The sequence below is a fragment of the Pseudomonas sp. AS2.8 genome, assembly GCF_014190935.1.
In the GTDB taxonomy this organism is placed as follows: Bacteria; Pseudomonadota; Gammaproteobacteria; order Pseudomonadales; family Pseudomonadaceae; genus Chryseomonas.
Map to the genome: position 1 here is coordinate 1,421,548 of NZ_JACHVV010000001.1, position 23,348 is coordinate 1,444,895.

General features: G+C 69.0%; 21 protein-coding genes. 7 read left to right on the plus strand and 14 right to left on the minus strand.

Going from position 1 to position 23,348, the window contains the following annotated elements:
* Nucleotides 1–8: 8 nt before the first annotated feature.
* Together FHR73_RS06440 and FHR73_RS06445 are read right to left on the minus strand one after the other, a co-directional pair.
* Nucleotides 9–398 carry a RidA family protein gene (locus FHR73_RS06440; RefSeq protein WP_183630079.1) on the minus strand — a complete coding sequence of 130 codons (390 nt, stop codon included), beginning with the start codon at nt 396–398 and terminating at the stop codon, nt 9–11.
* Entirely contained in the window at nt 388–1,524 is a 1,137-nt protein-coding gene (locus tag FHR73_RS06445; RefSeq protein ID WP_183630080.1) for a DSD1 family PLP-dependent enzyme, read from the minus strand. Before FHR73_RS06445 ends, FHR73_RS06440 begins: the two co-directional genes overlap by 11 nt.
* Before the next feature lie 95 nt (nt 1,525–1,619).
* Between FHR73_RS06445 and FHR73_RS06450 the strand changes: the two genes are divergently transcribed.
* The 5 genes from FHR73_RS06450 to FHR73_RS06470 all read left to right on the plus strand — a co-directional run bounded on the left by FHR73_RS06450 (nt 1,620) and on the right by FHR73_RS06470 (nt 6,834).
* Complete coding sequence (locus FHR73_RS06450) at nt 1,620–2,528, plus strand: LysR family transcriptional regulator (RefSeq protein ID WP_183630081.1); 909 nt, start codon at nt 1,620–1,622, stop codon at nt 2,526–2,528.
* Nucleotides 2,529–2,671: 143 nt separating this feature from the next.
* Nucleotides 2,672–4,135, plus strand: a complete 1,464-nt coding sequence (locus FHR73_RS06455; protein WP_183630082.1) for an NAD-dependent succinate-semialdehyde dehydrogenase — start codon at nt 2,672–2,674, stop codon at nt 4,133–4,135.
* Nucleotides 4,136–4,278: 143 nt separating this feature from the next.
* Entirely contained in the window at nt 4,279–5,568 is a 1,290-nt protein-coding gene (gabT, locus tag FHR73_RS06460) for a 4-aminobutyrate--2-oxoglutarate transaminase (RefSeq protein WP_183630083.1), read from the plus strand.
* Nucleotides 5,569–5,623: 55 nt separating this feature from the next.
* Nucleotides 5,624–6,313 (plus strand): hypothetical protein, encoded by a 690-nt coding sequence (locus FHR73_RS06465; RefSeq protein WP_183630084.1) that lies wholly within the window; start codon nt 5,624–5,626, stop codon nt 6,311–6,313.
* Between the two features lie 29 nt (nt 6,314–6,342).
* On the plus strand, nt 6,343–6,834 hold the full coding sequence (locus FHR73_RS06470; RefSeq protein ID WP_007161776.1) for an Lrp/AsnC family transcriptional regulator: 492 nt from the start codon (nt 6,343–6,345) through the stop codon (nt 6,832–6,834).
* A gap of 51 nt (nt 6,835–6,885) precedes the next feature.
* Here FHR73_RS06470 and FHR73_RS06475 read toward each other — a convergent pair whose 3' ends face one another.
* Entirely contained in the window at nt 6,886–7,599 is a 714-nt protein-coding gene (locus tag FHR73_RS06475; RefSeq protein ID WP_183630085.1) for a cupin domain-containing protein, read from the minus strand.
* Between the two features lie 232 nt (nt 7,600–7,831).
* Here FHR73_RS06475 and FHR73_RS06480 point away from each other — a divergent pair, with 232 nt between their 5' ends.
* The gene (locus FHR73_RS06480; RefSeq protein WP_183630086.1) at nt 7,832–8,758 is read left to right on the plus strand and encodes a glyoxylate/hydroxypyruvate reductase A; all 927 of its coding nucleotides are present in this window, start codon (nt 7,832–7,834) and stop codon (nt 8,756–8,758) included.
* Between the two features lie 15 nt (nt 8,759–8,773).
* Here the strand turns inward: FHR73_RS06480 and argE are convergent, their stop codons facing one another.
* From argE to FHR73_RS06535, 11 genes are all read right to left on the minus strand, one after another.
* On the minus strand, nt 8,774–9,925 hold the full coding sequence (gene argE, locus FHR73_RS06485) for an acetylornithine deacetylase (RefSeq protein ID WP_183630087.1): 1,152 nt from the start codon (nt 9,923–9,925) through the stop codon (nt 8,774–8,776).
* Nucleotides 9,922–11,079 carry an FAD-binding oxidoreductase gene (locus FHR73_RS06490; RefSeq protein ID WP_183630088.1) on the minus strand — a complete coding sequence of 386 codons (1,158 nt, stop codon included), beginning with the start codon at nt 11,077–11,079 and terminating at the stop codon, nt 9,922–9,924. Before FHR73_RS06490 ends, argE begins: the two co-directional genes overlap by 4 nt.
* Entirely contained in the window at nt 11,076–12,491 is a 1,416-nt protein-coding gene (locus FHR73_RS06495; RefSeq protein ID WP_183630089.1) for an NAD(P)/FAD-dependent oxidoreductase, read from the minus strand. Before FHR73_RS06495 ends, FHR73_RS06490 begins: the two co-directional genes overlap by 4 nt.
* Nucleotides 12,476–12,781, minus strand: a complete 306-nt coding sequence (locus tag FHR73_RS06500) for a (2Fe-2S)-binding protein (protein ID WP_183630090.1) — start codon at nt 12,779–12,781, stop codon at nt 12,476–12,478. The genes FHR73_RS06495 and FHR73_RS06500 overlap by 16 nt, the downstream gene beginning before the upstream one ends.
* Complete coding sequence (locus FHR73_RS06505; protein WP_183630091.1) at nt 12,778–14,622, minus strand: ABC transporter ATP-binding protein; 1,845 nt, start codon at nt 14,620–14,622, stop codon at nt 12,778–12,780. The genes FHR73_RS06500 and FHR73_RS06505 overlap by 4 nt, the downstream gene beginning before the upstream one ends.
* Before the next feature lies 1 nt (nt 14,623).
* Nucleotides 14,624–15,526, minus strand: coding sequence for an ABC transporter permease (locus FHR73_RS06510; protein ID WP_183630092.1), 903 nt, complete (start codon nt 15,524–15,526; stop codon nt 14,624–14,626).
* Nucleotides 15,523–16,479 carry an ABC transporter permease gene (locus FHR73_RS06515; protein WP_183630093.1) on the minus strand — a complete coding sequence of 319 codons (957 nt, stop codon included), beginning with the start codon at nt 16,477–16,479 and terminating at the stop codon, nt 15,523–15,525. Before FHR73_RS06515 ends, FHR73_RS06510 begins: the two co-directional genes overlap by 4 nt.
* 71 nt (nt 16,480–16,550) lie before the next feature.
* A complete protein-coding gene (locus FHR73_RS06520) occupies nt 16,551–18,188 on the minus strand; it encodes an ABC transporter substrate-binding protein (RefSeq protein WP_183630094.1) in 1,638 nt (545 codons plus the stop codon).
* A 442-nt stretch (nt 18,189–18,630) separates the two neighbouring features.
* Nucleotides 18,631–19,923, minus strand: coding sequence for an FAD-binding oxidoreductase (locus FHR73_RS06525; protein WP_183630095.1), 1,293 nt, complete (start codon nt 19,921–19,923; stop codon nt 18,631–18,633).
* Between the two features lie 27 nt (nt 19,924–19,950).
* The gene (locus FHR73_RS06530) at nt 19,951–20,622 is read right to left on the minus strand and encodes a haloacid dehalogenase type II (RefSeq protein WP_007161789.1); all 672 of its coding nucleotides are present in this window, start codon (nt 20,620–20,622) and stop codon (nt 19,951–19,953) included.
* A gap of 165 nt (nt 20,623–20,787) precedes the next feature.
* Nucleotides 20,788–22,263 (minus strand): aldehyde dehydrogenase, encoded by a 1,476-nt coding sequence (locus tag FHR73_RS06535; RefSeq protein WP_183630096.1) that lies wholly within the window; start codon nt 22,261–22,263, stop codon nt 20,788–20,790.
* 183 nt (nt 22,264–22,446) lie between these two features.
* On the opposite strand from FHR73_RS06535, the gene FHR73_RS06540 reads away from it, so the two are divergent.
* Nucleotides 22,447–23,289 carry a GNAT family N-acetyltransferase gene (locus tag FHR73_RS06540; protein ID WP_183630097.1) on the plus strand — a complete coding sequence of 281 codons (843 nt, stop codon included), beginning with the start codon at nt 22,447–22,449 and terminating at the stop codon, nt 23,287–23,289.
* The last annotated feature ends 59 nt before the right edge of the window (nt 23,290–23,348 follow it).

Genomic DNA, 23,348 nt, shown 5'->3' on the forward strand with positions numbered 1-23,348 from the left:
ACGGGCGATCAGTCGGCGCGCGCCAGCGCCTCGATCTCGACGAGATAACCATGGTGCAGCTGCGGCACCGGCACCACCGCCCGCGCCGGTCGGTGTTCGCCCAGGTACCCGGCATAGAGGCGGTCGAAGGTGGGCCAGTGCTCGATGCCAACGACATAGACAGTCACCTTGAGCAGATCCTGCGGCCCCCGCCCTGCCGCGGCCAGGATGGCGCAGAGATTGTCCAGGGCGATCTGGGCCTGCTCAGCGAAACTCGCCGCGGGCGCATGGCTGCCGTCGGGTCGTACCGGCAGTTGCCCGGATACGTGGAGCAGCCCCTGGTAGGCCACCGCCTGGGAATAGTGGCCACCCGCTGGCGCCGCGGCCGCAGTCTGGATGAAGCGCGTATCAGCGGCCATGCAGGCGACTCCAGGGGGTGACCATGCCGCTGGCGTCCACGGCGTGATAGCGCTCGAACTGGCCACCGGTGGCACAGGCATGGTTGGGCAGGATGCGCAGTCGGCTACCCACCGGGAAGCGCTGCTCCAGGTCGTCCGGGCAGCCCCCAGCGAAGCTGACGATGCCATGCTCCTGGTTGGCACCGGTCAGCAGGGCGCCGTCGAGCCAGCGGCCGTCCAGGGTGCAGACCTGGCCATAGCCGAAGTCACGCCGCTGCCGCTGGGTGCCCCGGTCGCGACTCAGGGCCATCCAGCCGGCGTCCACCAGCACCCAGCCTTTCTCCACCTGATGGCCAATCACCGTGGTCAGGACGCTCAGCGCCAGATCCTCGGCCCGGCAGATGCCGACGTTGTGCATCACCAGGTCCTGGAAGACGTAGACCCCGGCGCGAACCTCGGTAACCCCGGTCAGATCCAGGGCTGACAGCGCCGTGGGCGTCGAGCCGATACTTACCTGTGGACAGGCCAGACCCTGGGCACGCAGCCGCTCGGCCGCCGCCACGCAACAGGCGCGCTCCTGCTCGGCCAGGGCCTGCAGCGCCTGGGGGTCGTCCAGCGCGTAGCTGGATCCGGCATGGGTGAGCACCCCCGCCAGGCGCATGCCACCCGCCCTCAGCAGCCCGGCGATCTGCACCAGCCGGGGATCGTCCGGTTGCAGGCCCGCGCGATGTCCATCGCAGTCGATCTCCAGCCAGACCTCGAAGGCTTCGTCGTAGCGCTGGCCGGCCGCGACGATGGCCTGGGCCCCGGCCAGGCTGTCGGTCAGGATGCCTAGCCGGCAACCCTGCCGCCGCAGCGCGCTGACCTGTTCCAGCCGCGCCGGGGCGATGGTCACAGCGTAGAGCACGTCGGTGATGCCCAGGGCGAAACAGGCCGCGGCCTCCTGGAGGGTGGAGACGGTCACGCCCTGGGCGCCTGCCGCCAGTTGCCGGCGGATGACCGCCTCGCTCTTGCTGGTCTTCACATGGGGCCGCAGGCGGACGCCGAGGGCGTCGATGCGCGCCTGCATGAGGTGGATGTTGCGCATCATCCGGGCTTCGTCGATGAGCGCGGCAGGGGTATCGAGGGTGAGCAGGGAGAGGGTCATGGCAAGGACTCGACCGGTGGACGATGGGCGGACTGTAGCCGCCCTTCGTAAACCTGTGATTCAATCCTGCTGATGCATTCCTTTAGTCCAGATTAATGATCGCCATCGAAGACCTGCGCCTGGTGGTACTCCTGGCCCGCTGTGAATCCCTCAGCGCGGCGGCGCGCGCCCTCAACGTCTCGCCGCCCGCGCTCTCCACCCGCCTGCGCAAGCTGGAGGCACGGCTGGGGGTGGCCCTGGCCAATCGCGATGCCCGGCGGCTGAGCCTGACCCCCGACGGCGAGCGCTTCGCCCAGCAATGCAGCGAACTGCTCGAACGGCTGGAGGCCTTGCCCGACACCTTCGCCCGCCAGGATCGGCAGCTGGTGGGCACCCTGCGCCTCGCCGCGCCCTTCGGCTACGGCCGCCAGCGCATCGCCCCGCTGCTGGCGCGCTTCGCCGTGTTGCATCCGCAGCTGCGCCTGCAACTGGACCTGCGCGAGACCCCCTGGCCCGACCGACACGACAGCGATGCGGTCATTCATATCGGCGCCATCGACGACAGCTCTTGGATCGCCAAGACCCTGGCCCACAACGAACGCTGGCTGTGCGCCAGTCCGACCTACCTGGAGCAGCACGGGCTGCCGCGGGAGCCCAGGGCGCTGCTGCAGCACCGCTGCATCTGCATCCGCGAGAACGACGAGGACGTGACCCTCTGGCAACTGCGCAACGACCAGGAGCGCCAGACGCTGCGCATCGAACCGGCGCTGCTCACCAACGATGGCAGCGTGGCCCGCCGCTGGGCCGAACAGGGTCTGGGCATCGTGCTGCGTTCCCAATGGGACGTCGCCGATGCCATCGCGCGCGGCGCCCTGGTCCGACTGCTGCCGGCGTGGCGCTTCGACAGTGCGCCCATCACCCTCCTGGTCCCCGCCCGCAAGCAGCGTAGTGCCCGCCTCCAGGCGCTGGCCAGCTTCCTTGACCTGGCGGTGAAGGGGCTGGACGCGGGCGCGGCCCCTCACTAGCGGCCGGCCAGGAAGCCACCGCAGAAAGTGCGGCAACGTCGCCGCGAACGCGTTCGCCGCCGGTTCACAGCGGTCGATTTCGGCATTCGCCACCGCCGCCGCTCCCTAGACTCAGGGCCTGACCTGCCACTGGGAGCGCCACCATGCCGCTGCACCTCGATCTGCGGGATCCCCGCCTGTTCAAAGCTTCCGCCTATGTCGACGGCCACTGGATCGCCGCCGACAACGGCGCCACCTTTGCCGTGGACAACCCCGCCACCGGCGAGACCCTCGCCCAGGTCGCCGCCCTGGAGGCTGGGGAAACCGCCCGCGCCATCGCCGCGGCGGAAGCGGCCTGGCCGGCCTGGCGCGAGCGTCCGGCCGCCGAGCGCGCCGCGCTGCTGGAGCGCTGGCATGCGCTGATGCTGGAGCACCAGGACGACCTGGCCCTGCTGATGACCCTGGAACAGGGCAAGCCGCTGGCCGAGGCCCGTGGCGAGATCGCCTATGGTGCCAGCTTCGTCAAATGGTTCGCCGAGGAAGCCCGGCGCAGCTTTGGCGACATCCTGCCCGCACCGGCCCGGGATCGCCGGGTGCTGGTGCTGCGGCAGCCGGTGGGGGTCGCCGCCGCCATCACCCCGTGGAATTTCCCCAACGCCATGATCACCCGCAAGGCCGCTCCGGCGCTAGCCGCCGGCTGCACCGTGGTGATCAAGCCCTCGGATCTCACCCCGCTGTCGGCCCTGGCGCTGGCCGAACTGGCCGATCGCGCCGGCTTTCCGCCCGGGGTCTTCAACGTGGTCACCGGGATGCCCGCCGGCATTGGCGGCGAGCTGACCGGCAACCCGGCGGTGCGCAAGCTGTCCTTTACCGGCTCCACGCGCATCGGTCAGCTGCTGCTGGCGCAGTGCGCGGCCACGGTGAAGCGCACCAGCATGGAACTGGGCGGCAATGCGCCCTTCATCGTCTTCGACGACGCCGACCTGGACCTCGCCATCGCCGGGGTGCTGCAGAGCAAATTCCGCAACGCCGGCCAGACCTGCGTTTGCGCCAACCGCATCCTGGTGCAGGACGGCATCCACGACCGTTTCGCCGCGCGGCTGGCCGCCGAGGTGGCCAAGTTCAAGGTCGGCAACGGCCTGGAGGCCGGCGTGACCCTCGGCCCACTGATCAATCGCCTGGCGGTGGACAAGGTCGCACGCCATGTCGACGACGCCCTGACCCGGGGCGCCAAGGCGTTGTTCGGCGGCTTGCCCAGCGGCCGCGACCAGTTCGTCGCGCCCACGGTACTCACCGGCGCCACGGCGGACATGCTGCTGGCCCGCGAGGAGACCTTCGGCCCGGTGGCACCGCTGTTCCGCTTCCGCGACGAAGCCGAGGCCCTGGCGCTGGCCAATGCCACGCCCTACGGCCTGGGCGCCTACTACTACACCCAGGACCTGCGCCGCGCCTGGCGCGTCGGTGAACAGTTGGAATTCGGCATGGTGGCCCTCAACACCGGCACCCTGTCGATGGAGGTCGCGCCCTTTGGCGGCGTGAAGCAATCCGGCCTGGGTCGCGAAGGCTCGCACCTGGGACTGGACGAGTACCTGGAGGTCAAGGCCTGGCACCTCGGCGGCCTCGACTGAAACCCATCGGCGGCAGGCAACCGAAAATGCCGCCGCCCCCAAGCAAAACAGCCGATCACGATGCCGGGGCCGGCAACTTCAGCGTTACCGACCCTGCGGCCTGCGTAGGCTGGAACTCTCGCCCCTGCCTGGAGTATCGCTGCATGAATTCCGCTGCCAAAGCCACCGACCGCCTGCTGGGTCTTCGCGAACAAGGCGTTCCCCGCGGCATCATCACCGCCCATCCCGTCGTGGTGGCCCGCGCCCAGGGCAGCGAAGTCTGGGACGTGGACGGTCGCCGCTACCTCGATTTCGTCGGCGGCATCGGCGTGCTCAACGTCGGCCACAATCACCCACGGGTGGTGGAGGCCGTGCGCCGCCAGGTCGGGGAGATCTCCCACGCCAGCTTCCAGGTGATGGCCTACGAGCCCTACCTGGAACTGGCCAGCCGTCTCAATACCCTCATCGGCAACGGCGAGGCCTACAAGACGCTGCTGCTGACCTCCGGCGCCGAAGCCGTGGAAAATGCTATCAAGATCGCTCGGGCCCACACCAAGAGGCCCGGGGTGATCGCCTTCCGCGGCGGCTTCCATGGCCGCACCCTGCTCGGCGTGACCCTCACCGGCTTCGCCCAGCCCTACAAGCAGAACTTCGGTCCCTTCCCCGGAGACATCTACCACGCGCCCTACCCCGATGCCTTCCGCGGCATGGATAGCCAGAAGGCCCTGGCCGGCTTGCGCGAGGTCTTCGCCACCCAGGTCGCGCCCGACCAGGTGGCCGCCATCCTGATCGAACCCGTGCAGGGCGACGGCGGCTTCCGCCCGGCGCCGGTGGAATTCCTCCAGGCGCTGCGCGCCCTCTGCGACCAGCACGGCATCGTGCTCATCGCCGACGAGATCCAGACCGGCTTCGGCCGCACCGGCAGCCTGTTCGCCTTCCAGCAGACCGGTGTCCAGCCCGACCTGGTGACGGTGGCCAAGAGCCTGGCCGGTGGCCTGCCGCTCTCCGGGGTGGTCGGTCGCGCCGCCATCATGGACGCGCCCCTGCCCGGCGGCCTCGGCGGCACCTATGGCGGCAACGCCCTGGCCTGCGCCGCGGCGCTGGCGGTGCTGGACGTGTTCGCGGAAGAGGACCTGGTTGCCCATGGCGTAGCCCTCGGCGAGCAGCTGCGCAGCGGTCTGCTCGAGCTGCAGCGGCGGCATCCACGCATCGGCGAGGTGCGCGGCCGCGGCTTCATGCTGGCGGTGGAGATGGTCGGCGCCGATGGCCACAGCCCGGACGCCGCCCTCGCCCAGCAGGTCATCGACGGCGCCCGCCAGGCGGGCCTGCTGGTGATCAAGTGCGGTGTCGAACGCAACGTCATCCGCTTCCTGGCACCGCTGGTGACCACCGAGGCACAACTGGCCGAAGCCTTGCACATGTTCGGCCAAGCCCTCGCCCAGGCCGGTGCCTGAGGTCGAACGTAACGCCGCCTGACATCGGCAGAGCGGCGCCAAGGGGAAACCGATCATGAGAATCACGCGTTACCAGGCCATAGGCTTTTCCTGCTACGGCACCCTCGTCGACCGCGAAGGGGGCATCCTCGAAGCCCTGCGCCCCCTTGTGGCGCAGGCGGGCCTCAGCACCCATCCCGACTGGCTGCTCGGCAGCTATCACCGCCTCGCCCGCGAGTTGCGCCAGGCTACGCCCAACGCCAGCCAGACCAGCCTGCACCTGCGTATCCACCAGCGTCTGGCGCAAGAGTTGCAGCAGGAAGACGACCTGGATGCCAGCGTGGCCTTTGGAAACGCCACGTCGTGCTGGCCGGTGTTCGAGGATGCGCCGGGCGCGCTGCAGTACCTGAGCAAGTTCTATCGATTGGTGTTGCTGGCTTCGCCCGATGACGGCGACGCCGCGGCGGTCACGGCACGCTTGCCCGAGGTGTTCGCCGCCGTGATCCCCAACCGCGGCGGCGATCTGCGCCTGGCGCTGGACAACACCCTGGAAGAGCTTGGCCTGGCGCGCGGGGATCTGCTGCCGGTAAGGGGCAGCGAACCGGACGACCCCTGGAACCCCCTGGTGGATTTTCCGCTGTGTACCTTGCGCCGTGATCGCTCGCGGCCCTGGAACCTTTCGCGGCAGGCCCTGGATGGCACGCGGTGCGAGTACGCGAGTCTCGCCGATTTGGTGCATGCGCATCAGACCGCCCTGCGTGCCTAGCCTGCCGTTCACGACTGCGAGGAACGACGATGGACGCCGCAACAAAACTGGACCGCATCGACATCAACATCCTGGTGCAACTGCAGAAGGATGGCCGGATGACCAATGTCAGTCTCGCCGAAGCCGTGGGCCTCTCGCCCAGCCCCTGCCTGCAGCGCGTCAAGCGCCTGGAGGCGGCCGGCTACATCAGCGGCTACGAAGCCCACGTCAACCTCGCCAAGATCGCCAACTCGGTGACGGTCTTCACCGAGGTCACCCTTTCCGACCACAAGCGTGCCGACTTCGTGAAGTTCGAGTCCTTCATCCGCGGCGTCGACGAGATCCTCGAATGCCACCTCATCAGCGGCGGCTACGACTACCTGCTGCGCTTCATGTGCAGCAGCATCGGCCACTACCAGGAGCTGATGGAATCCATCCTCGACCGCAACGTCGGCATCGAGAAGTACTTCAGCTACATCGTCATCAAGTCGCCGGTGGTCAAGAACGCCCTGCCGCTGCGCAGCCTGATCAAGGCCGGCTGACCCCCTCGCCGCGATGCTCCGCCAGCATCCCGCTGCCGGAGCGCCCTCTTCTCAGCGCAGGATGCAATAGAGCTTGCGCACCCGCTCCCGGCTGTCCCAGGCCATCGGTGTATTCGCCGGTACCAGTACCGCCTCGCCCGCGTTGACCTGACAGGGCGCTTCGCCCTCGACCGCGAGGGTCACGGCGCCGGCATAGAGCAGCATCAGCTCGCAGTGGGGATTGCTCACCGCCTTGCGCGTATAGGCCGTGCACTCCCACATGCCGATCCGCAGGGCCCCGCCGCCGCTTTCGAACAGGTCACAGCCGGTGGCCGTGGGCTCGGGGCTGAGCAGCACGCTGGCCGCTGGCGGCGGCGAGGGTTCGCGCGGGGCCGAGGGATCCAGCAGCACGGGTGCCTGGGGCATGGGACCTTCGCTGGCCCGGCCGGGAAAGGCCATGAACAGGCGCCGCAATTCGCCGCTGTGACGCCAGCGGCAGCTCAGGCCCCGTGGCAGGATGAAAGCATCGCCGGCCTTCAGTTGCAGGGCATTCCCGTCCCATTCCAGGTGCAACTCCCCGGCCTCGATGAGGCTGACCTCCACCCAGGGGTAGTCGTCCAACTGGCAATCGGCGGAATGGGCGACGGCGCTGCCCATCACATAGCCCAGGCGGCCATCGTGCAGGTGCAATTCGCGGCCGGCGGCCAGGGGATCATCGTGCAGGGGCTGGAGCGCGCGGGGCAGCTGGCGGTCACCGAGCGGCTGGCAGTAGTGCAGCAAGGGCATGGCGGATCCTCGTGTCGGGCGGCGCGGCAGGCGTGCCGCGGACCCGGCCAGTATCGACTTGCAGAGCGGCGGGGTTATGGCGTTTTGGGGCCCAGGCCCGTACAGAAGCTGCCGTTTTTCCCAGATGCGGCGCAGTTTCCACCGCACCACCGATCATGGCGGCAGCAGGGGAGATTTCGGGACAAACTACCGCCCCACTACGCCATCCTTGGGCTTTGCCGGAGACCTCCCCATGACACTGCTCTACAAGGCCGATCCCGAACGCGGCCAGGCCTGGCGACACCTGTTCCAGGAACGCGCGCCCGATATCGAATTCCGCCAATGGCCGGACGTGGGCAATCCGGAAGAGATCCGCTACCTGGCCTGCTGGCAACCGCCGGAGGACCTGGCCAGCCGCTTTCCGAACCTGGAGGTGCTGTTTGCCACCTCGGCCGGCGTCGACCAGTTCGACCTGGACCTGTTGCCGCCGGCGCTGCCCGTGGTGCGGATGCTGGACCCCGGCATCGTCGCCGGCATGGTGGAATACGCCACCCTCATGGTGCTGGCGCTGCATCGCCAGTTGCCGCTCTATCTCGACCAGCAGGCCGCGGGACGCTGGCAGGAACATGCCCTGGTGACGGCGGAGAATAGACGCGTGGGCGTGCTGGGTCTCGGCCAGATCGGCCAGGCGGTGCTGGAGCGGCTCGCCACCTTCGGTTTCCAGCTCTCGGGCTGGTCGCGCTCGGCCCATGACCTGCCGGGGGTGCGCTGCCATGCCGGCGCCGAGCAGCTGCCGGCGTTTCTGGCCGACTGCGAGATCCTCATCTGCCTGCTGCCGCTGACCGGGGAAACCCGCGGCATCCTCGACGCCCGCCTCTTCGCCGCCCTGCCCCGCGGCGCCAGCCTGATCAACCTGGGCCGTGGCGCCCAGCTGGTGGAGGCCGACCTGCTGGCGGCGCTGGCCAGCGGTCAGCTGGGCCAGGCGGTGCTGGACGTGGTGGAGCCGGAACCGCCGGCAGCCGACCATCCGTTCTGGCAGCATCCGCGGATCTGGCTGACGCCCCACGTGGGCGCCATGACGGTGCCGGAAACGGCGTTCACCGTGCTGCTGGACAATATCCGGCGCCATCAGCGCGGGGAGCCCATGCGGGGTTTGGTGGATCGCCAGCGGGGCTACTGAGCGGTCCGGGTGGCCTCACCCCAGGGCCACCCGCAACCGCCCCAGCAAGGCGTCACAGGCATCGAGCTGGCTCAATTCGACATACTCGTCCGGCTTGTGCGCCTGCTCGATGCTGCCGGGGCCGCAGACCACCACCGGGGTGTCCAGCCGATGGGCGAAGAGACCGCCCTCGGTGCCGAAGGCCACCTTGAGCTGGGTGGTGCCGGGTTCGACCAGGGTCTGCAGGAAGCGCACGGCGTCGACGCTGGGATGGGTGTCCAGGCCCGGATAGGCGTTGACCGTCTCGATCTCGATGGCGGCCTTGGCCGAGGTTTGCCGTGCCTCCCTGACCAGGCCGTCCGCCGTTTCCTGCAGCGCGGCGACCAGGCTGGCGGGATCGTCCGCCGGCAGGTGACGGATCTCGAAGTCCAGGGTGCAGAGGTTGGGCACGATGTTCAGCGCCTTGCCGCCATCGATCCGCCCGACATGCAGGGTGGTATAGGGAATGTCGTAGGCCGCGTCGTGCGCGCCCTCTTCCGCCAGGCGCCGCTGGCTGGCGCGCAGGGCGCCGACCAGGTCGCTGGCCAGGTGGATGGCGTTGACGTGCAGTGGCGCCAAGGAGGAATGGCCCTCCTGGCCATGGCAGTGGGCGCGCAGCGCGGCCTTGCCCTTGTGGCCGAGGGCGACCTGCAGGTTCGTGGGTTCGCCGACGATGCAGAGGAAGGGCCGCAGCGGCGCCAGCTCCAGCACATCCAGCAGTCGGCGCACCCCGACGCAGCCGATCTCTTCGTCGTGGGACAGGGCCAGTTGCAACGGGCGTTTCAACGGTGCGCCCCGGGCAGCGGCCAGCAGCGCCACCACGGCGCAGGCGACGAAGCCCTTCATGTCGCAGGCGCCGCGCCCATAGATCCGGCCGTCCTTGAGGGTTCCCTCGAACGGCGGCAGGGTCCAGGCCTGGCCGGCCACCGGCACCACGTCGGTATGCCCGGAGAGCAGCACGCCGGGTACGTCGCTCGGGCCGACGCTGGCGAAGAGATTGGCCTTGCGCCCGCTCTCGTCGAGCACAAGGCGGCAGGCGATGCCGGCGGCCTCCAGCAGCCCCTGCACATGCCTGATCAGCGCCAGGTTGGAGTCGGCGGAAACGGTGGGAAAGCCGATCAGGGTACGCAGCAGGTCCTGGCTGTTCATCCGGCCAGGCTCTCGCTGCGGGGTTGCGCGAAGCGGCCGATGTCGAAGGCCGCCAGCGGCGTCTCGGTGCGACCGGTGGCGATCAGTTCGGCCATGGTGTCGCCCACGCCCGGGCCGAGCTGGAAGCCGGCGCCACAGAAGCCGAAGGCGTAGTAGAGACCGTCCATCTGGCTGCTCGGCCCCATGATCGGCAGGTCGTCGGCGATATAGCCTTCCACCCCGCTCCAGGTGCGGATCACGTTGACTCTGGCCAGGGCCGGCGCCAGGCGTCGCAGCTGGGTGAGCTGGTTGAGCAGGCCATGGGGTTCGGCGCGGGCCAGGCGGGTGTCCAGATCCGGCCGGGTGCGGAAGCAGCCGCCGAAGATGACGTTGCCGCGCGGAATCTGGCGGAAGTAGATGGTTTCGCTCACCAGCGGCGAAGAGACGCCCACCGCTTCCTTGAAGGCATAGGGCAAGGGCTCGGTGACGCCCATCTGCGGTCCGTGGGTCTCGATGGGCACCGGCTCGCCGAACTGGCTCGACAGCCGACTGCCCCAGGCCCCGGCGGTGATCAGCAGCCGCGGCGCCCGATAGTGGCGGCCGTCGGCGGCCTGCACCAGGAAGTCGCCATCCGGCTTGGTAACCTGGGTGATTTCCACCCCTTCCTGCAGATTGACGCCCTCGCGCACCGCGGCGCGGGCAAAGGCCGGCGCGGCCAGGCGCGGATTGGCATGGCCGTCGTGGGGCGCATAGGAGCCGGCCACCACTTCGGGGCCCAGGTAGGGAAACTTCTCGTGCAGGGCGGTGCCTTCGAGCACCTGCAGATCCAGGGCGGCGGTCTCCGGCGCCCGGGCGTACTCGTGCAGCATGGCGATGCGGCCGGGATCGTAGACCACCCGCAGATGGCCGCCGGGGATGAATTCCAGGTCATCGCCGATCAACTCGGGCAGACGACCCCAGATACCGCGGGAACGGTTGGACAGCGCCACCTGGGTCAGGTAGCGGCCCTGCCGGCGGACGTTGCCGAAATTGGTGCCGCTGGCGAAACGTCCGACCTGGTCGCGCTCCAGCAGGAGCACCGACAGGCCCCGGCGGCGCAGGAAGAAGGCGCTGGCGCTGCCCATGATGCCGGCGCCGACGACGATGACGTCGGCGCGGTTGGCGGTCTGGTTCATGACGAAAGCTCCTCTTCGCTGGTGACGATGCCCAGCGGCAATGGCCGGACCGGTGCCTGGCCGCGCAGGCGGCCGACGGTCTCCACCGGCACCCCGGATTCGGCGGCGATGATCTCGGCGCCGGCCTGGGCGCAATAGCGCCCCTGGCAGCGACCCATGCCGACGCGGCTGAAGGCCTTGGCCCGGTTGGCTTCCTGGGCGCCCTTCTCGCGCACCACGGCGCGCAATTCACCGGCGGTGATGCCCTCGCAGCGGCAGACCACCGACCCGTCCGGCAGGCTGGCCATCTGTTTCGCGGGCCAGGGAAAGGCCTCGGCCAAGCCCAGGCGAAAGCGCTCCTGGACCGCCAGCGCCTCGCGGCAGCGCTCGACGAGGCCATCGGGCGGGGTGCGGCCGAGATCGCTCAGGACCGCGCAGGCGGCCAGTTGCCCGGCCAGCTCGGCCCCGTCGGCGCCCCGCACCCGGGCGCCATCGCCGGCGGCATAGACCCCCGGCGTGGAGGTGCGGCCATCGGCATCCAGTTGCAGCACCCATTGGCCAGTGGCGCGCTCGAATTCGAAGGCGCAACGGGCGAGATCGCCCAGCTGGGTTTCCGGGCGCAGGTGATAGCCCAGGCCCACGGCGTCACCCGCCACCTCCTGGCGCAGGCCACGCGCATCGGCGAAAGCCACGCCGCGCACGCCCTGTTCGGCATCGCCGAGGATCTCCAGCGGGGTGACGCCAAAGTGCAGCGGCACCCCGGCGCGCTTGAGCGAGGCCATGAGTTGCACGCCCTTCCAGGCCACGCCCGGGCGGGCCAGCAGCTTGGGCGTGGCCTGGGCGCGCAGGCGCAGCGGCGCGGTGTCCAGGACCGCGGCCACCGTGGCACCGGCCTGCTGGTATTGGGCGGCGACCAGGTAGAGCAAGGGGCCGCTGCCAAGAAAGATCACCCGCCGGCCGATGGACACCGCCTGGGCCTTGAGGGCGATCTGGGCGCCGCCGAGGGTATAGGTGCCGGCGAGGTTCCAGCCCGGCACCGGCAGCAGGCGGTCACCGGCCCCGGTGCAGAGCACCAGGGCATCGAAGTCCAGGGTACGCTGGCGATTGCCCTGCACGGTGTAGAGGGTGCGTTCGTGCAGGTGCCAGGCCAGGGTGTCGGGGCGGTAGTCGAGGCGTCCGCGCAAGCCGTCGAAGGTGCGGTGCAGACTTTCGGCCTTGCCCGCCTCGCTGCCATAGAGGGTGGCATAGGGACGCTGGAAGCCCTCGGGCTGGCGGCGATAGATCTGGCCGCCGTCACGGCGATTCTCGTCGATCACCACCGGGGTGAGGCCGGCGGCCAGCAGCGTTTCCGCGCAGCGCACCCCGGCCGGACCGGCGCCGACGATAACCACTCGCGGTGGGCTCCCGCCCGCGTTCGCTAGACCCGATTCCATACCGCCTCCGGTTGCGTGGTGAGGATCTGCAGGCCTTCGCGAACCTCGGTGCCGCAGGCGCGCAGGCGCTCGCCCGTGGCGGTCCAGACCCAGCAATCCTGGCAGGCGCCCATCAGGCAGAAACCGGCGCGGCGCTCGTCGCCGAATTCGGAACGGCGCAGCGCCGGGCCATTGGCGAGCAAGGCGACCATCAGGGTGTCGCCGGCCAGCGCCGTGACCGGCAGGCCGTCGACGCTGAGGCTGACCTGCGGCCGGCCGGTCTCGCCGAGTCGCTGGAAGCGGGAAGTCATGCGCGAACTCCTTGGGTGTGCAGCACGGCGCCGCCCTGCAGGCGCTGCAAGGTCTCGCCGTCATGATGACAGAGGATGCGGTTGCCGCCGGCCAGGGTCTGGGGCCGGGGCGGCACCCGGTCGCAACGGCCTTCGACCCGCACCGGGCAGCGCTGCAGGAAGCTGCAGAGCCGACCGCTGGCGGGCGGCGAGGAGACGAGGGGCACGGGCGTGCGGATCGGTTGCTCTTCCAGCCAGCCCTGACGCAGCGCCGGTACCGAGGCGGTGAGCAATTCGGTGTAGGGATGCAGCGGCGGATGCTGCAACGTGGTCGGAGTGCCCAGCTCCACCGGCTGGCCGGCATAGAGCACCAGCACCTCGTCGCAGAGGCTGCGCACCGTGGAGATGTCGTGGCTGATGAACAGATAGGCCAGCCCCAGTTCGCGACGCAATTCGGCGAGCAGATCGAGGATGGCCGCGCCGACCACGGTATCCAGCGCCGAGGTAACCTCGTCGCAGAGGATCAGCGCGGGCTCGGCGGCCAGCGCCCGGGCCAGGTTGACCCGCTGCTTCTGGCCACCGGAGAGCTCGCCCGGACGCCGGCTGGCGAGGCTGGCCGGCAGTTGCACGCGGTCGAGCAATTCGCGGACCTTGCGCTGGCGGGTGGCCTTGTCGAAGGCGTGATAGGTCTCCAGCGGGCGCATCAGAATGCGCTCCACGCTGTGGGCCGGATTGAGCGCCGTGTCGGCATTCTGGTAGACCAGTTGCACCCGGCGGAACTGCTCGCGGGTGCGGCCTTCCAGACCCGGCGGCAGCAATTCGCCACCCAGGCGCACGCTGCCCTGGGCCGGTGGCAGCAGGCCGGCGATCACCCGCGCCAGGGTCGACTTGCCCGAACCGGATTCGCCGATCACGCCCAGCGCCTGGCCGGCGCCGATGCTCAGGTCGATGCCTTCCAGCACCCGATAGCGCGGCAGGCCGTCGGCGCCGATGGGGCCATAGCCGGCCACCAGATCCTTGACCTCCAGCACCGGCGCCGCAGTCTCCACGGTGGGCAGCCCACGTTCCGCCAGGGGCTCCGGCTGGGCCGCGGCCAACAGGCTGCGGGTATAGGGATGGCGGGCACTGGCCAGCAGACGTTCGGTGCGGCGATTCTCGTAGACCTCCCCGCCATTGAGCACCAGGATGCGATCGGCCATCTGGGCCACCACGGCCAGGTCGTGGGAGACGTAGATGGCGGTCACGCCCCGCTCGCGCACCACCTGCTTGAAGACGCGCAGCACCTCGATCTGGGTGGTGACGTCCAACGCCGTGGTGGGTTCGTCGAGGATCACCAGGGTCGGATCGGTGATCAGCGCCATGGCCGCCATCAGCCGCTGCAACTGCCCGCCCGAGACCTGGTGCGGATAGCGCTGGCCGATGTGCTCGGGATCCGGCAGCGCCAGCTCCCTGAACAGCTGCAGCGCCCGCGCCTCGGCTTCCCGGCGGGTCAGCACGCCATGGATCAGCGCGCTTTCGATGATCTGCTCCATCAGCCGCCGCGACGGATTGAAGGCCGCCGCCGCGCTCTGGGCGATATAGGCCACGGTGCGACCGCGCAGGCGGCGCAGGCCACCAGCGTCCAGTTCCAGCACCTGGGTGTCGCCGACGCGGATGGAGCCGCCGGCCAGCCGGCAGCCCTCGCGGGCATAGCCGAGCAGCGACAGGGCGATGGTGGTCTTGCCCGAGCCGGATTCACCGATCAGCGCCAGCACCTCGCCCTTGGCCAGGTTGAAGCCGACGTCCTTGACGATGGCGGTTTCGCTGCCGTCGTCACTCTGGACGACCACGCGCAGGTCCTTGACCTCTACCAGCAGTTCCATCTCAGCGCCCTCCCCGGCGTCGTGCGCCGAAACGGTCGATGAGCAGGTTGACGCCCACGGTCAGGGTGCCGATGGCCAGCGCCGGCATCAGTACCGCCGGGGCGCCGTCGGCCAGACCGCCGATGTTTTCCCGCACCAGGGAGCCCAGGTCGGCATTCGGCGGTTGCACGCCGAGTCCGAGAAAGCTCATGCCGCTGAGCAGCAGCACGATGTAGACGAATCTCAGGCCCAGGTCGGTGAGCAGCGGCAGGCGCATGTTGGGCAGCATCTCGCGCAGGGCGATGTACAGCCGGCCTTCGCCGCGGGTGCGGGCGACCTGGACGTACTCCAGCTCGGTGAGGTTCATCGCCAGGCTGCGGGCGATGCGATAGCAACCGGGGGCATAGCCCACCACCGCCATGACGATCAACAGCGGCACCGAGGAGCCGAAGGCCGAGACCATCACCAGCGCCAGCATCTTGCTCGGCAGCGAGATCAGCGCATCGATCAGCCGCGACAGCGGCTCGTCCACCCAGCGGCCGGACAGCGCCGCCAGCAGACCGAGCCCGGTGCCCAGCACGCAGGAGAGCACGGCGGCGATCAGCGCCAGCCCGACCGTGAAACGAGCGCCATCGAGGATGCGGCTGAGCACGTCGCGACCCAGGTAGTCGGTGCCCAGCGGGTGAGCGGCGCTGTAGCTGGCGAGGATGGCGCTGTCGCCCAGGGCGCCCGGATCGTAGGGTGTCAGCCAGGCGCCGAACACGGCGATGAACAGCCAGAAGGCCACCAGCACGCCGCCGAGGATCGCGGTCAGCGACCAGCGGCTGCGCCGGCGGGTCCGCGGCGGTGACAGCTGGGCATCGAGGGTCTTGCCATCCACCGGCACGACGGACGCGGCACGTACGGGAATCACGGGTCGGGTCATAGCGTTCTCAGCCTCGGATTGGACAGGATGGCGCAGAGATCCGCCAGGGTCATGAGCACCAGGTAGGCGCAGCAGAACAGCATGGCGCAGGCCTGGATCAGCGGCAGGTCGCGACTGGCGACGCCGTCCACCATCAGCTGGGCGATGCCCGGGTAGTTGAAGATGGTCTCGACGATCACCACCCCGCCCATCAGGTAGGAAAGACTCAGGGCGATGGAATTGGCGATGGGGCCCACGGCATTGGGCAAGGCGTGGCGCAGGACGGCGCGCACCGGCCCGACGCCCTTGAGCCGGGCCATCTCCACATAGGGACTCTGCAGCTGCTCGACCAGGGCGGCGCGGGTCATCCGCGCCATCTGCGCCACGATCACGCAGCACAGGGTGCCCACCGGCAGCGCATAGGCGCGCAGGAAGTCCAGGGGGCCGTCGATGTCATGGGCGAAGGTCAGCGCCGAGGTCCATTGCAGGTGCACGGCGAAGACCAGCACCGCCAGGGTCGCCACCAGGAATTCCGGCACCGCGACGATGCCCAGGGTAAAGACGTTGAGGGCGCGATCCAGCCGCCCCCCGGCATTCATCGCCGAGACGATGCCCAGGCCCAGCGCCAGGGGCACCGATACCAGGGCGGTGACCCCGGCCAGCATCAGGGAGCCACCGAGGCGGTCACCGATCATGCTGGTGATGGGCATCTGGCTGGCCAGCGACTGGCCGAGATCGCCGTGCAGGAGGCCGCTCAGCCAGTGGACGTAGCGCAGCAGGGCCGGCTGGTCGAGGCCCATCTGGGCCCGCAGCGCCGCGACCTGCTCGGGCAGCGCGAACTGCCCCAGCGCCTGCTGCGCGGCATCGCCCGGCAGCAGCGCGGAGACGAAGAACACCAGCAACGAGACGATGAGCAGGGTCAGCAACCCGCCCGCGAGGCGTCTGGCGATGAGAGTGAAGACGGAAAGGTCCAAAGCCACCTCCTGCTTGAGCGTGGAGCGGCGAGCCAGGCCCTGGGGACCGACTCGCCGTGAGGCACCGGGCGTCAGGCCTCGAGCCAGACGTGCTCGGCGAACATGTAGCCCATGAAGCCGCCGATGGGGATGATCCCGTAGCCGCCGAGCTTGGGCGAGTGGGCATCGATGGAGCTGGTGAAGATCGGCAGGCCGATGCCGCAGTGCTGGTGGATCAGCAGCTGCATGTCGGCATACATCTGCTTGCGCTTGGCGACATCCGTCTCGCCGCGGGAGGCCACCAGCAGCTGGTCGAACTGCTCGTTCTTCCAGCCCGACTCGTTGAAGGGCGCATCGGACTTGAAGAACTGCGACAGCAGGATGTTGGCCGTGGGCCGCGCGTTGATGTTGCCGAAGCCCAGCGGGTCCTTCATCCAGTGGCTGTTCCAGTAGCCGTCGGCACTGACCCGGTTGACCATCAGGTTGAGCCCGGCCTGGCGCGCCGACTGCTGCAGCACCAGGGCCATCTCGTTGGCATTGTCGGCGGCGGTGGAGGTCACCAGGGGCAGCTTCGCCCCGGCGATGCCGGCCTTCTGGAAGAGGAACTTGGCCTTGTCCGGATCATAGGGCCGCTGGGGCAGGTCCGCGGCGTAATAGGGCGTGCCGGGCATGATCGGCTGGTCGTTGCCGATGGTGCCGTAGCCGAGAAACACCGACTTGAGGATCTGCTCGCGATCGAACAGCAGCTTCATGCCCTCGACCACATTGGGATCGTCGAAGGGTCGGTTGGGAATGCGCATGATCAGATCGGTGTAGCCACCCGAGGTGTTGGCCACCACCTTGAGCTTGCCGCTCTGCTTGAGGCGCTCGGCGGAGCGCGGATCCACCGACACGGTGAGCTGGACGTCGCCGGCTAGCAGGGCGTTGACCCGCGAAGGCTCGTCGCCGATGCCGATCAGCTCGATCTCGTCCAGATAGGGCTTGCCGGACTTCCAGTAGTTTTCGTTGCGCACGCCCACGGTGCGCACGCCCGGCTTGAATTCCTTGACCTTGAAGGGCCCGGTACCGTTGGCGGTGGAGAAGTCCTTGGTCCCGTCGGCGATGATCAGGAACGGCGAGATGGCCAGCACCGCGGGCAACTCGGAGTTCGGCGATACCAGGCGGATGCGCACCTCGTCGGGCGCCACCGCGGTGACCTCGGCGAACTGGTCGGCCAGCGCCTTGACCTTGGAACCCACCGCCGGGTCCTTGTGGCGCAGCAGCGAGTAGACGACGTCGGCACTGTCGAAGGTCTTGCCGTTGTGGAATTGCACGCCCTGGCGCAGCTTGATCGTCCAAGTCAGGGCGTCCTGGGTCTCCACGCTGGTGGCCAGGGCCATCTGGGGTTGCAGATGGCTGTCGAAGACGGTCAGGCCGTTGTAGAAGAAATACTGGCGGGCATAGTCGCCCGAGAACGAGCCCTTTGCCGGATCCAGGGTGTCGGCGGTGGACGAACCGGCCGCCGCCGCGCGGACCCGACCGCCGCGACGCGGGGTGCCGGTGACCGCATCTTCTGCGGCGAAGGCCTGGCCATCACGACCGAGCAGACTGCCCACCCCGGTCGCCAGCAATCCGGCGGCGCCCACCAGGCGCAGCGCGTCGCGCCGCGACACCCCCCGATGCAGGGCCTCGAAGGCCCGAACGCTTTCAGCAGCTCCTATCAGGGGACTTCCAGTCTTTTTCTCGGTCATGTCGGCTCGCTCGTGGGGGACTTGGTCGCCAGTCCGCGCGGCCCCTCCCCGGGAGCGCGGAGCTGTCCGCTTGGCCGCCTTGTCATGCGGCCTGGTTCATTACAGCACCGCCCCCTCGTCGATTACCGTCGATTTGGCCCCACGGCGAGACAGAAAAGACCGTTTTGACCAAGCCGCTCAGCATTGTTTGCGGTGTGCGTCGCGACGGCGCATCGAAGCCTGCAACGCCCGCCTTTGGCGCGCTGGCGCGGCGTTCCGCTTGGGTTGGCCGAGCGTACTGCGTACCGGGACGAGAGGCTGGATGACCACGCCAAGCCCGCGGCGGCGGCAGTTTCTGCGCAGCGGCGACGGCTGTATCTGGAGGCTGCGGTGCAAAAACGAAAAAACCGCCCATCCAGGCGCTGCGTGGCAGGGCCTGGATGGGCGGTCGCTGGATCAAGGCCTAGTGCAGGCGATCCTGGACCCGGTAGTAGAGGCCCACCAGGGGCAGGAACCAAGGCTTGCCGAAATGCCCGGGAATGGCCGGCCAGTCCAGCACCCGCCAGGGATTGGCCTGGCTACGGCCTTCCAGCACCTCGGCCATCACCCGGCCCATGTGCACCGACATCTGCACGCCGTGGCCGCTGTAGCCCATGGCATAGAACAGGCCATCCTGCTCGCCGGCGCGGGGCAGGCGGTCGGCGGTCATGTCCACCAGGCCGCCCCAGCAATAGTCGATGGGCGTCTGGGCCAGGCTGGGAAAAAGTTGGCCGAGGGCGGCGCGCAACACGGCGCCGCTCTTGGCGTCCTGGCGCGGATCGGACAGCGCGAAACGCGCCCGTCCACCGAAGATCAGGCGGTGATCCGGGGTGGTGCGGAAATAGTTGCCGATGATGCGACTGGTGACATAGGTGCGCCGATTGGGCAGCAGTTCGTCCAGCTGCGCCTTGGGCAGGGGCGCCGTGGCGATGATGAAACTGCCCACCGAGGCGATGCGGCGCCGAAACCACTGGAAGGGACCGACGCTGGCGTTACCCGTGGCCACCAGCACCTGGCGGGCGCGCAGCTCGCCCTTGGCGCTGACCACGCGAAAGCTGCCATCGGGCAGGCGCTGCAGATCGCTGACCGCCGTGCCTTCGTAGACCTGGGCGCCCCGCCGCACCGCCGCGTCCGCCAGTCCCACGCCGAAGCGCCCCATGTGCATCTGGGCGCCGTTGTGCTGCAGCAGCCCCCCATGGAAATCGTCGGACGCCACCTCGACCCGTACCTGGGCGGCGCTGAGCAGTTCGACCTGCGGGTCCACCTCCTGGCGGATCAATTCGCAGGTGCGCGCGAGGTTGTCGTAGTGCTGCGGCTTGGCCGCCAGCTTGAGCTTGCCGGCCTTGTGGAAGTCGCAGGCGATGCCCTCTTCGGCGATCACCGCCTCGACGCTGGCCACCGCATCGGCATAAGCCTGGTAGAAGGCCCGGGCCTTTTCGGCGCCCAGGCTGGCGTGCAGGGCCGCGTAGTCCTGGGCGACGCCGGTGTTGCAGTGGCCGCCGTTGCGCCCGGAGGCTTCGCCGATCACCCGACCGGCCTCCAGCACCGCCACGCTGGCACCGCGCCGGCGCAAGGCGACTGCCGCGGAGAGTCCGGTGAAGCCGCCGCCGATGACGACGACATCCACCTCGCCCGCCACCGGCCCGGGGGTGGCCCCGGTAAAGCCCGGCGCGGTCGCGAGCCAGTAGGAATCGGACGATGCTGGGCCAAGACTCATGGGCGGGCGCTCCGGCAGCTCAGGGGGTTATTCGAGACCGACGACCGCGGCCAGGCCGCCGATGTCCTTGATCTCGGTGTTGCTGTAGAACGGCGTGCTCGGCTCATGGCCGCGATTCACGAACACCTTGTTCTTGATGTTCATGTAGTCGGCCGGAATGAGGTCGTAGCGAAAGCTCGACGACACGTGCAGCACGTCTTCCGGGCCGCAACCCAGGTTGTCCAGCATGTATTCGAAGGCCTGCAGGCGCGGCTTGTAGGCCTGGCCCTGCTCGGCGGTGAAGACCCGGTGGAAGGGTACGCCCAGCTTGTCGACGTTGGACATGATTTGCTCGTCGGCGGCGTTGGAATAGATCACCAGCGGGATCTTGTCGGCGATCTTGGCCAGGCCCGCGGTCACGTCCGGGTGCGGCCCCCAGCTCGGCACCGCCTCGTAGTAGGCATTGGCCTCGGCGTCGGTGAAGGAGATGCCCCAGCGCTTGCAGGTACGTTCCACCGCCGAGTACAGCACCTCCGAATAGGGTTTCCAGGCGCCGAGCACCTCGTCGAAGCGATAGCCGTTGAAATCCTTGCAGAACTGGTCCATCGCCTCGGCTGGAATGCGGTCGGCGAACATCTCGCGGGCCATGTCGGACATGCGGAAACGGGTCAGGGTGCCGTAGCAGTCGAAGGTGATGTACTTGGGCCGAAAGGCGGTCATGGCAAGGGTCCTTTGACAGGGGTCATGAGTGAGAGGCCGGGACGCCGGTCGCGTCCCTGGCAAGCATTACAGCATCGGCGGGCCTGACAGTTGTCCGTTTTCAGGCGCCGCGGGAGACAGAAAAAACCGTTTTAGCGGTAGGGCCCAGCATTGTTTGCGGCGACCTCAGGAATGCTCCAGGTCGATCAGCACGCTCTTGCTGCGCAGGGTCGCCTCGTAGGCGGCGCGGCCCAGGTCCTTGCCGATGCCGGACCTCTTGTAGCCGCCGGTGGGAATGATCCAGTCGTGGCTGCGGCCATAGCGATTGACCCAGACGGTACCGGCTTCCAGCGCCCGCGTCAGGCGCAACGCCCGCCCGAGGTCGGCGGTGTGCACCCCGGCGGCCAGGCCGTAGGTGGGATGGTCGGCCAGGGCCAGCGCCTCGGCTTCCTCGTCGAACACCTGCACGGTCAGCACCGGGCCAAAGATCTCTTCGCGCACCGCAGGGTTGTCCGCGCCGACCCCGGCGATCAGCGTCGGCTGATAGTAGGCGCCGCCCATGCCTTCCTCCAGGGCGCCGCCGACCAGGATCTCCGCACCGGCCGCCCGGCTGCGGGAGACGATGTCCTGGATGCGCTGCCCCTGGCGATGGGAAATGATCGGCGCCAGGGTGGCCTCCGCCGACCAGGTCGGCCCTGGGCGCAAGGCGGCGAAGGCCGCACGGATGCCCTCCAGCATCGGCTCGAGGGCGGCACGCTGTACCAGCAGCCGCGAGCCCGAGACGCACACCTGACCGGCGTTGCCGGTGATGGCGGCGGCCACGCTACGGGCGGTACGGGCCAGATCCGGGGCGTCGGCGAACACCAGTTGCGGACTCTTGCCGCCCAGCTCCAGGGTCACCGGCTTGGGCCCGCTTTCGGCGCAGGCGGTCATGATGGCGGTGCCGGTCCCGGTGGAGCCGGTAAAGGTGACCTTGCCGATGCGCGGATGGCGGCACAGGGCGTCGCCGGTGGTCCGGCCATCGCCCTGGACCACGCTGAGGATGCCGGCCGGCAGACCCGCCAGCACGGCCAGCTCCGCCAGACGCAGAATGGAAAAAGGCGTCAGCTCCGACGGCTTGATCACCACGGCATTGCCCGCCGCAAGCGCCGGCGCCATCTTCCAGCCGGCCATGCTCAGCGGAAAATTCCAGGGCGCGATGGCGCCCACCACGCCATAGGGCTCGGTGATCTGCAGGCCCAGGTGGCTGGTGGCGGTGGCCGCCACCTCGCCGCCGTGCTTGTCGGCGAACTCGGCGAAGAAACGGATGCCCTCGGCGACATAGGGGATGTCCCAGGCCAGCACCTCGCGCAGCGGACGGGTCGAACCCACCGCCTCCAATGGGCCGAGAATTTCGCCATCGGCTTCGACCAGATCGGCCCAGCGGCGCATCACCCGCGCCCGCTCGCGCGGCGGCCGGCTGGCCCAGTCGCTGGCCTTCCAGGCGCGCCAGGTGCCCTCCACCACCTCGTCCACCAGATCCGCCGAGGCACACGGCAACCCGCTCTGGAAGCCGCCATCGGAGGGCCGGAACACCTCCAGCTCGGCCTGGGCGTCGCAGGTGCGACCCCCGATGAAATGGGCACAACGAACCGCAATTGCTCTGGGGTCGAACGAGGCCATGGCGCGCTCCGCTAGGGCTGTGGGCTTGGCCCCATGCTAGGCGCGCGGGTCGCCATCTTTTGCCGAACTGGCAGGGGCCTTCGGTGCCGCGCAGTGGCGCGCCCGCCCACCGGCAACCGAATCTGCCGTCGCGGCTTGCTAGGCTGACGCCTGAATTAGCCAGACCCGAACCGGAGACCTACCGTGTCCCACGCGACCTTAAGACCCCTGCGCGAAACCGACCTCGCCACCGCCCACCAGCTGTCCCAGGCGCTGCACTGGCCACACCGACTGGCTGACTGGGAATGCCTGTTCCATACCGGCGAAGGCCTGGTGCTGGAAGATGACCAGGGCGTGTTCGGCACCGGCTTCTGCGTGCCCCAGGGCGACTTCGCCACCATCGGCCTGGTGATCGTCGCCGACAGCCACCAGGGCCAGGGCCATGGCCGCCGCCTCATGGACGGCCTGCTGCAACTGGCCGGCAACCGCACGCCCCTGCTGGTCGCCACCCTGCGTGGCGCCCCGCTGTACCGCAGCCAGGGCTTCGAATCCTATGAGCGTATCTATCAGCATCAGGTGGCGAGTCTGCCGGCCATGGGTGAGCACCATCCGCTGGAAGGCCAGGTCCGTGAGCTGACCCCGGCAGCGGCGCCCCGATTGGAGCCCCTCGCCCAGGCCGCTACCGGCCTGGATCGCAGCGCCCTGCTGCAGGAATTGCTGCCCCAGGCCGAGCGCATCGTCGGCCTGGAACAGGAGGGCCAGTTGCGCGGTTTCGCCCTGCTGCGCCCCTACGGCCGCGGCCTGTCGGTCGGTCCGGTGATCGCCGAATCCACCGACCAGGCCAAGGCCCTGATCCTCGCCCTGCTGCGCCATGCCGAAGGGCGTTACGTGAGATTCGACGTGACGGCCCGCAGCGGTCTCAATCCCTGGCTGAGCGAAATCGGCGTTCCCCAGGTCGATGAGGTCGAGCAGATGGCCCGGGGCAAGGCGCCGTTGTCGCGCGATGGCCTGGATCAGTTCGCGCTGCTGACTCAGGCGCTGGGTTGAACTGGCAATCAGGTATCAACCCGACCTGGGCGTCACGCCTGAGCCGAATAAATCGGCTA

What these genes read in the sequence shown, in the direction of transcription:
- FHR73_RS06440 (WP_183630079.1), bottom strand. Translation starts at nt 398, where the DNA reads ATGGCCGCTGATACGCGCTTCATCCAGACTGCGGCCGCGGCGCCAGCG.
- FHR73_RS06445 (WP_183630080.1), bottom strand. Translation starts at nt 1,524, where the DNA reads ATGACCCTCTCCCTGCTCACCCTCGATACCCCTGCCGCGCTCATCGAC.
- FHR73_RS06450 (WP_183630081.1), top strand. Translation starts at nt 1,620, where the DNA reads ATGATCGCCATCGAAGACCTGCGCCTGGTGGTACTCCTGGCCCGCTGT.
- FHR73_RS06455 (WP_183630082.1), top strand. Translation starts at nt 2,672, where the DNA reads ATGCCGCTGCACCTCGATCTGCGGGATCCCCGCCTGTTCAAAGCTTCC.
- gabT (WP_183630083.1), top strand. Translation starts at nt 4,279, where the DNA reads ATGAATTCCGCTGCCAAAGCCACCGACCGCCTGCTGGGTCTTCGCGAA.
- FHR73_RS06465 (WP_183630084.1), top strand. Translation starts at nt 5,624, where the DNA reads ATGAGAATCACGCGTTACCAGGCCATAGGCTTTTCCTGCTACGGCACC.
- FHR73_RS06470 (WP_007161776.1), top strand. Translation starts at nt 6,343, where the DNA reads ATGGACGCCGCAACAAAACTGGACCGCATCGACATCAACATCCTGGTG.
- FHR73_RS06475 (WP_183630085.1), bottom strand. Translation starts at nt 7,599, where the DNA reads ATGCCCTTGCTGCACTACTGCCAGCCGCTCGGTGACCGCCAGCTGCCC.
- FHR73_RS06480 (WP_183630086.1), top strand. Translation starts at nt 7,832, where the DNA reads ATGACACTGCTCTACAAGGCCGATCCCGAACGCGGCCAGGCCTGGCGA.
- argE (WP_183630087.1), bottom strand. Translation starts at nt 9,925, where the DNA reads ATGAACAGCCAGGACCTGCTGCGTACCCTGATCGGCTTTCCCACCGTT.
- FHR73_RS06490 (WP_183630088.1), bottom strand. Translation starts at nt 11,079, where the DNA reads ATGAACCAGACCGCCAACCGCGCCGACGTCATCGTCGTCGGCGCCGGC.
- FHR73_RS06495 (WP_183630089.1), bottom strand. Translation starts at nt 12,491, where the DNA reads ATGGAATCGGGTCTAGCGAACGCGGGCGGGAGCCCACCGCGAGTGGTT.
- FHR73_RS06500 (WP_183630090.1), bottom strand. Translation starts at nt 12,781, where the DNA reads ATGACTTCCCGCTTCCAGCGACTCGGCGAGACCGGCCGGCCGCAGGTC.
- FHR73_RS06505 (WP_183630091.1), bottom strand. Translation starts at nt 14,622, where the DNA reads ATGGAACTGCTGGTAGAGGTCAAGGACCTGCGCGTGGTCGTCCAGAGT.
- FHR73_RS06510 (WP_183630092.1), bottom strand. Translation starts at nt 15,526, where the DNA reads ATGACCCGACCCGTGATTCCCGTACGTGCCGCGTCCGTCGTGCCGGTG.
- FHR73_RS06520 (WP_183630094.1), bottom strand. Translation starts at nt 18,188, where the DNA reads ATGACCGAGAAAAAGACTGGAAGTCCCCTGATAGGAGCTGCTGAAAGC.
- FHR73_RS06525 (WP_183630095.1), bottom strand. Translation starts at nt 19,923, where the DNA reads ATGAGTCTTGGCCCAGCATCGTCCGATTCCTACTGGCTCGCGACCGCG.
- FHR73_RS06530 (WP_007161789.1), bottom strand. Translation starts at nt 20,622, where the DNA reads ATGACCGCCTTTCGGCCCAAGTACATCACCTTCGACTGCTACGGCACC.
- FHR73_RS06535 (WP_183630096.1), bottom strand. Translation starts at nt 22,263, where the DNA reads ATGGCCTCGTTCGACCCCAGAGCAATTGCGGTTCGTTGTGCCCATTTC.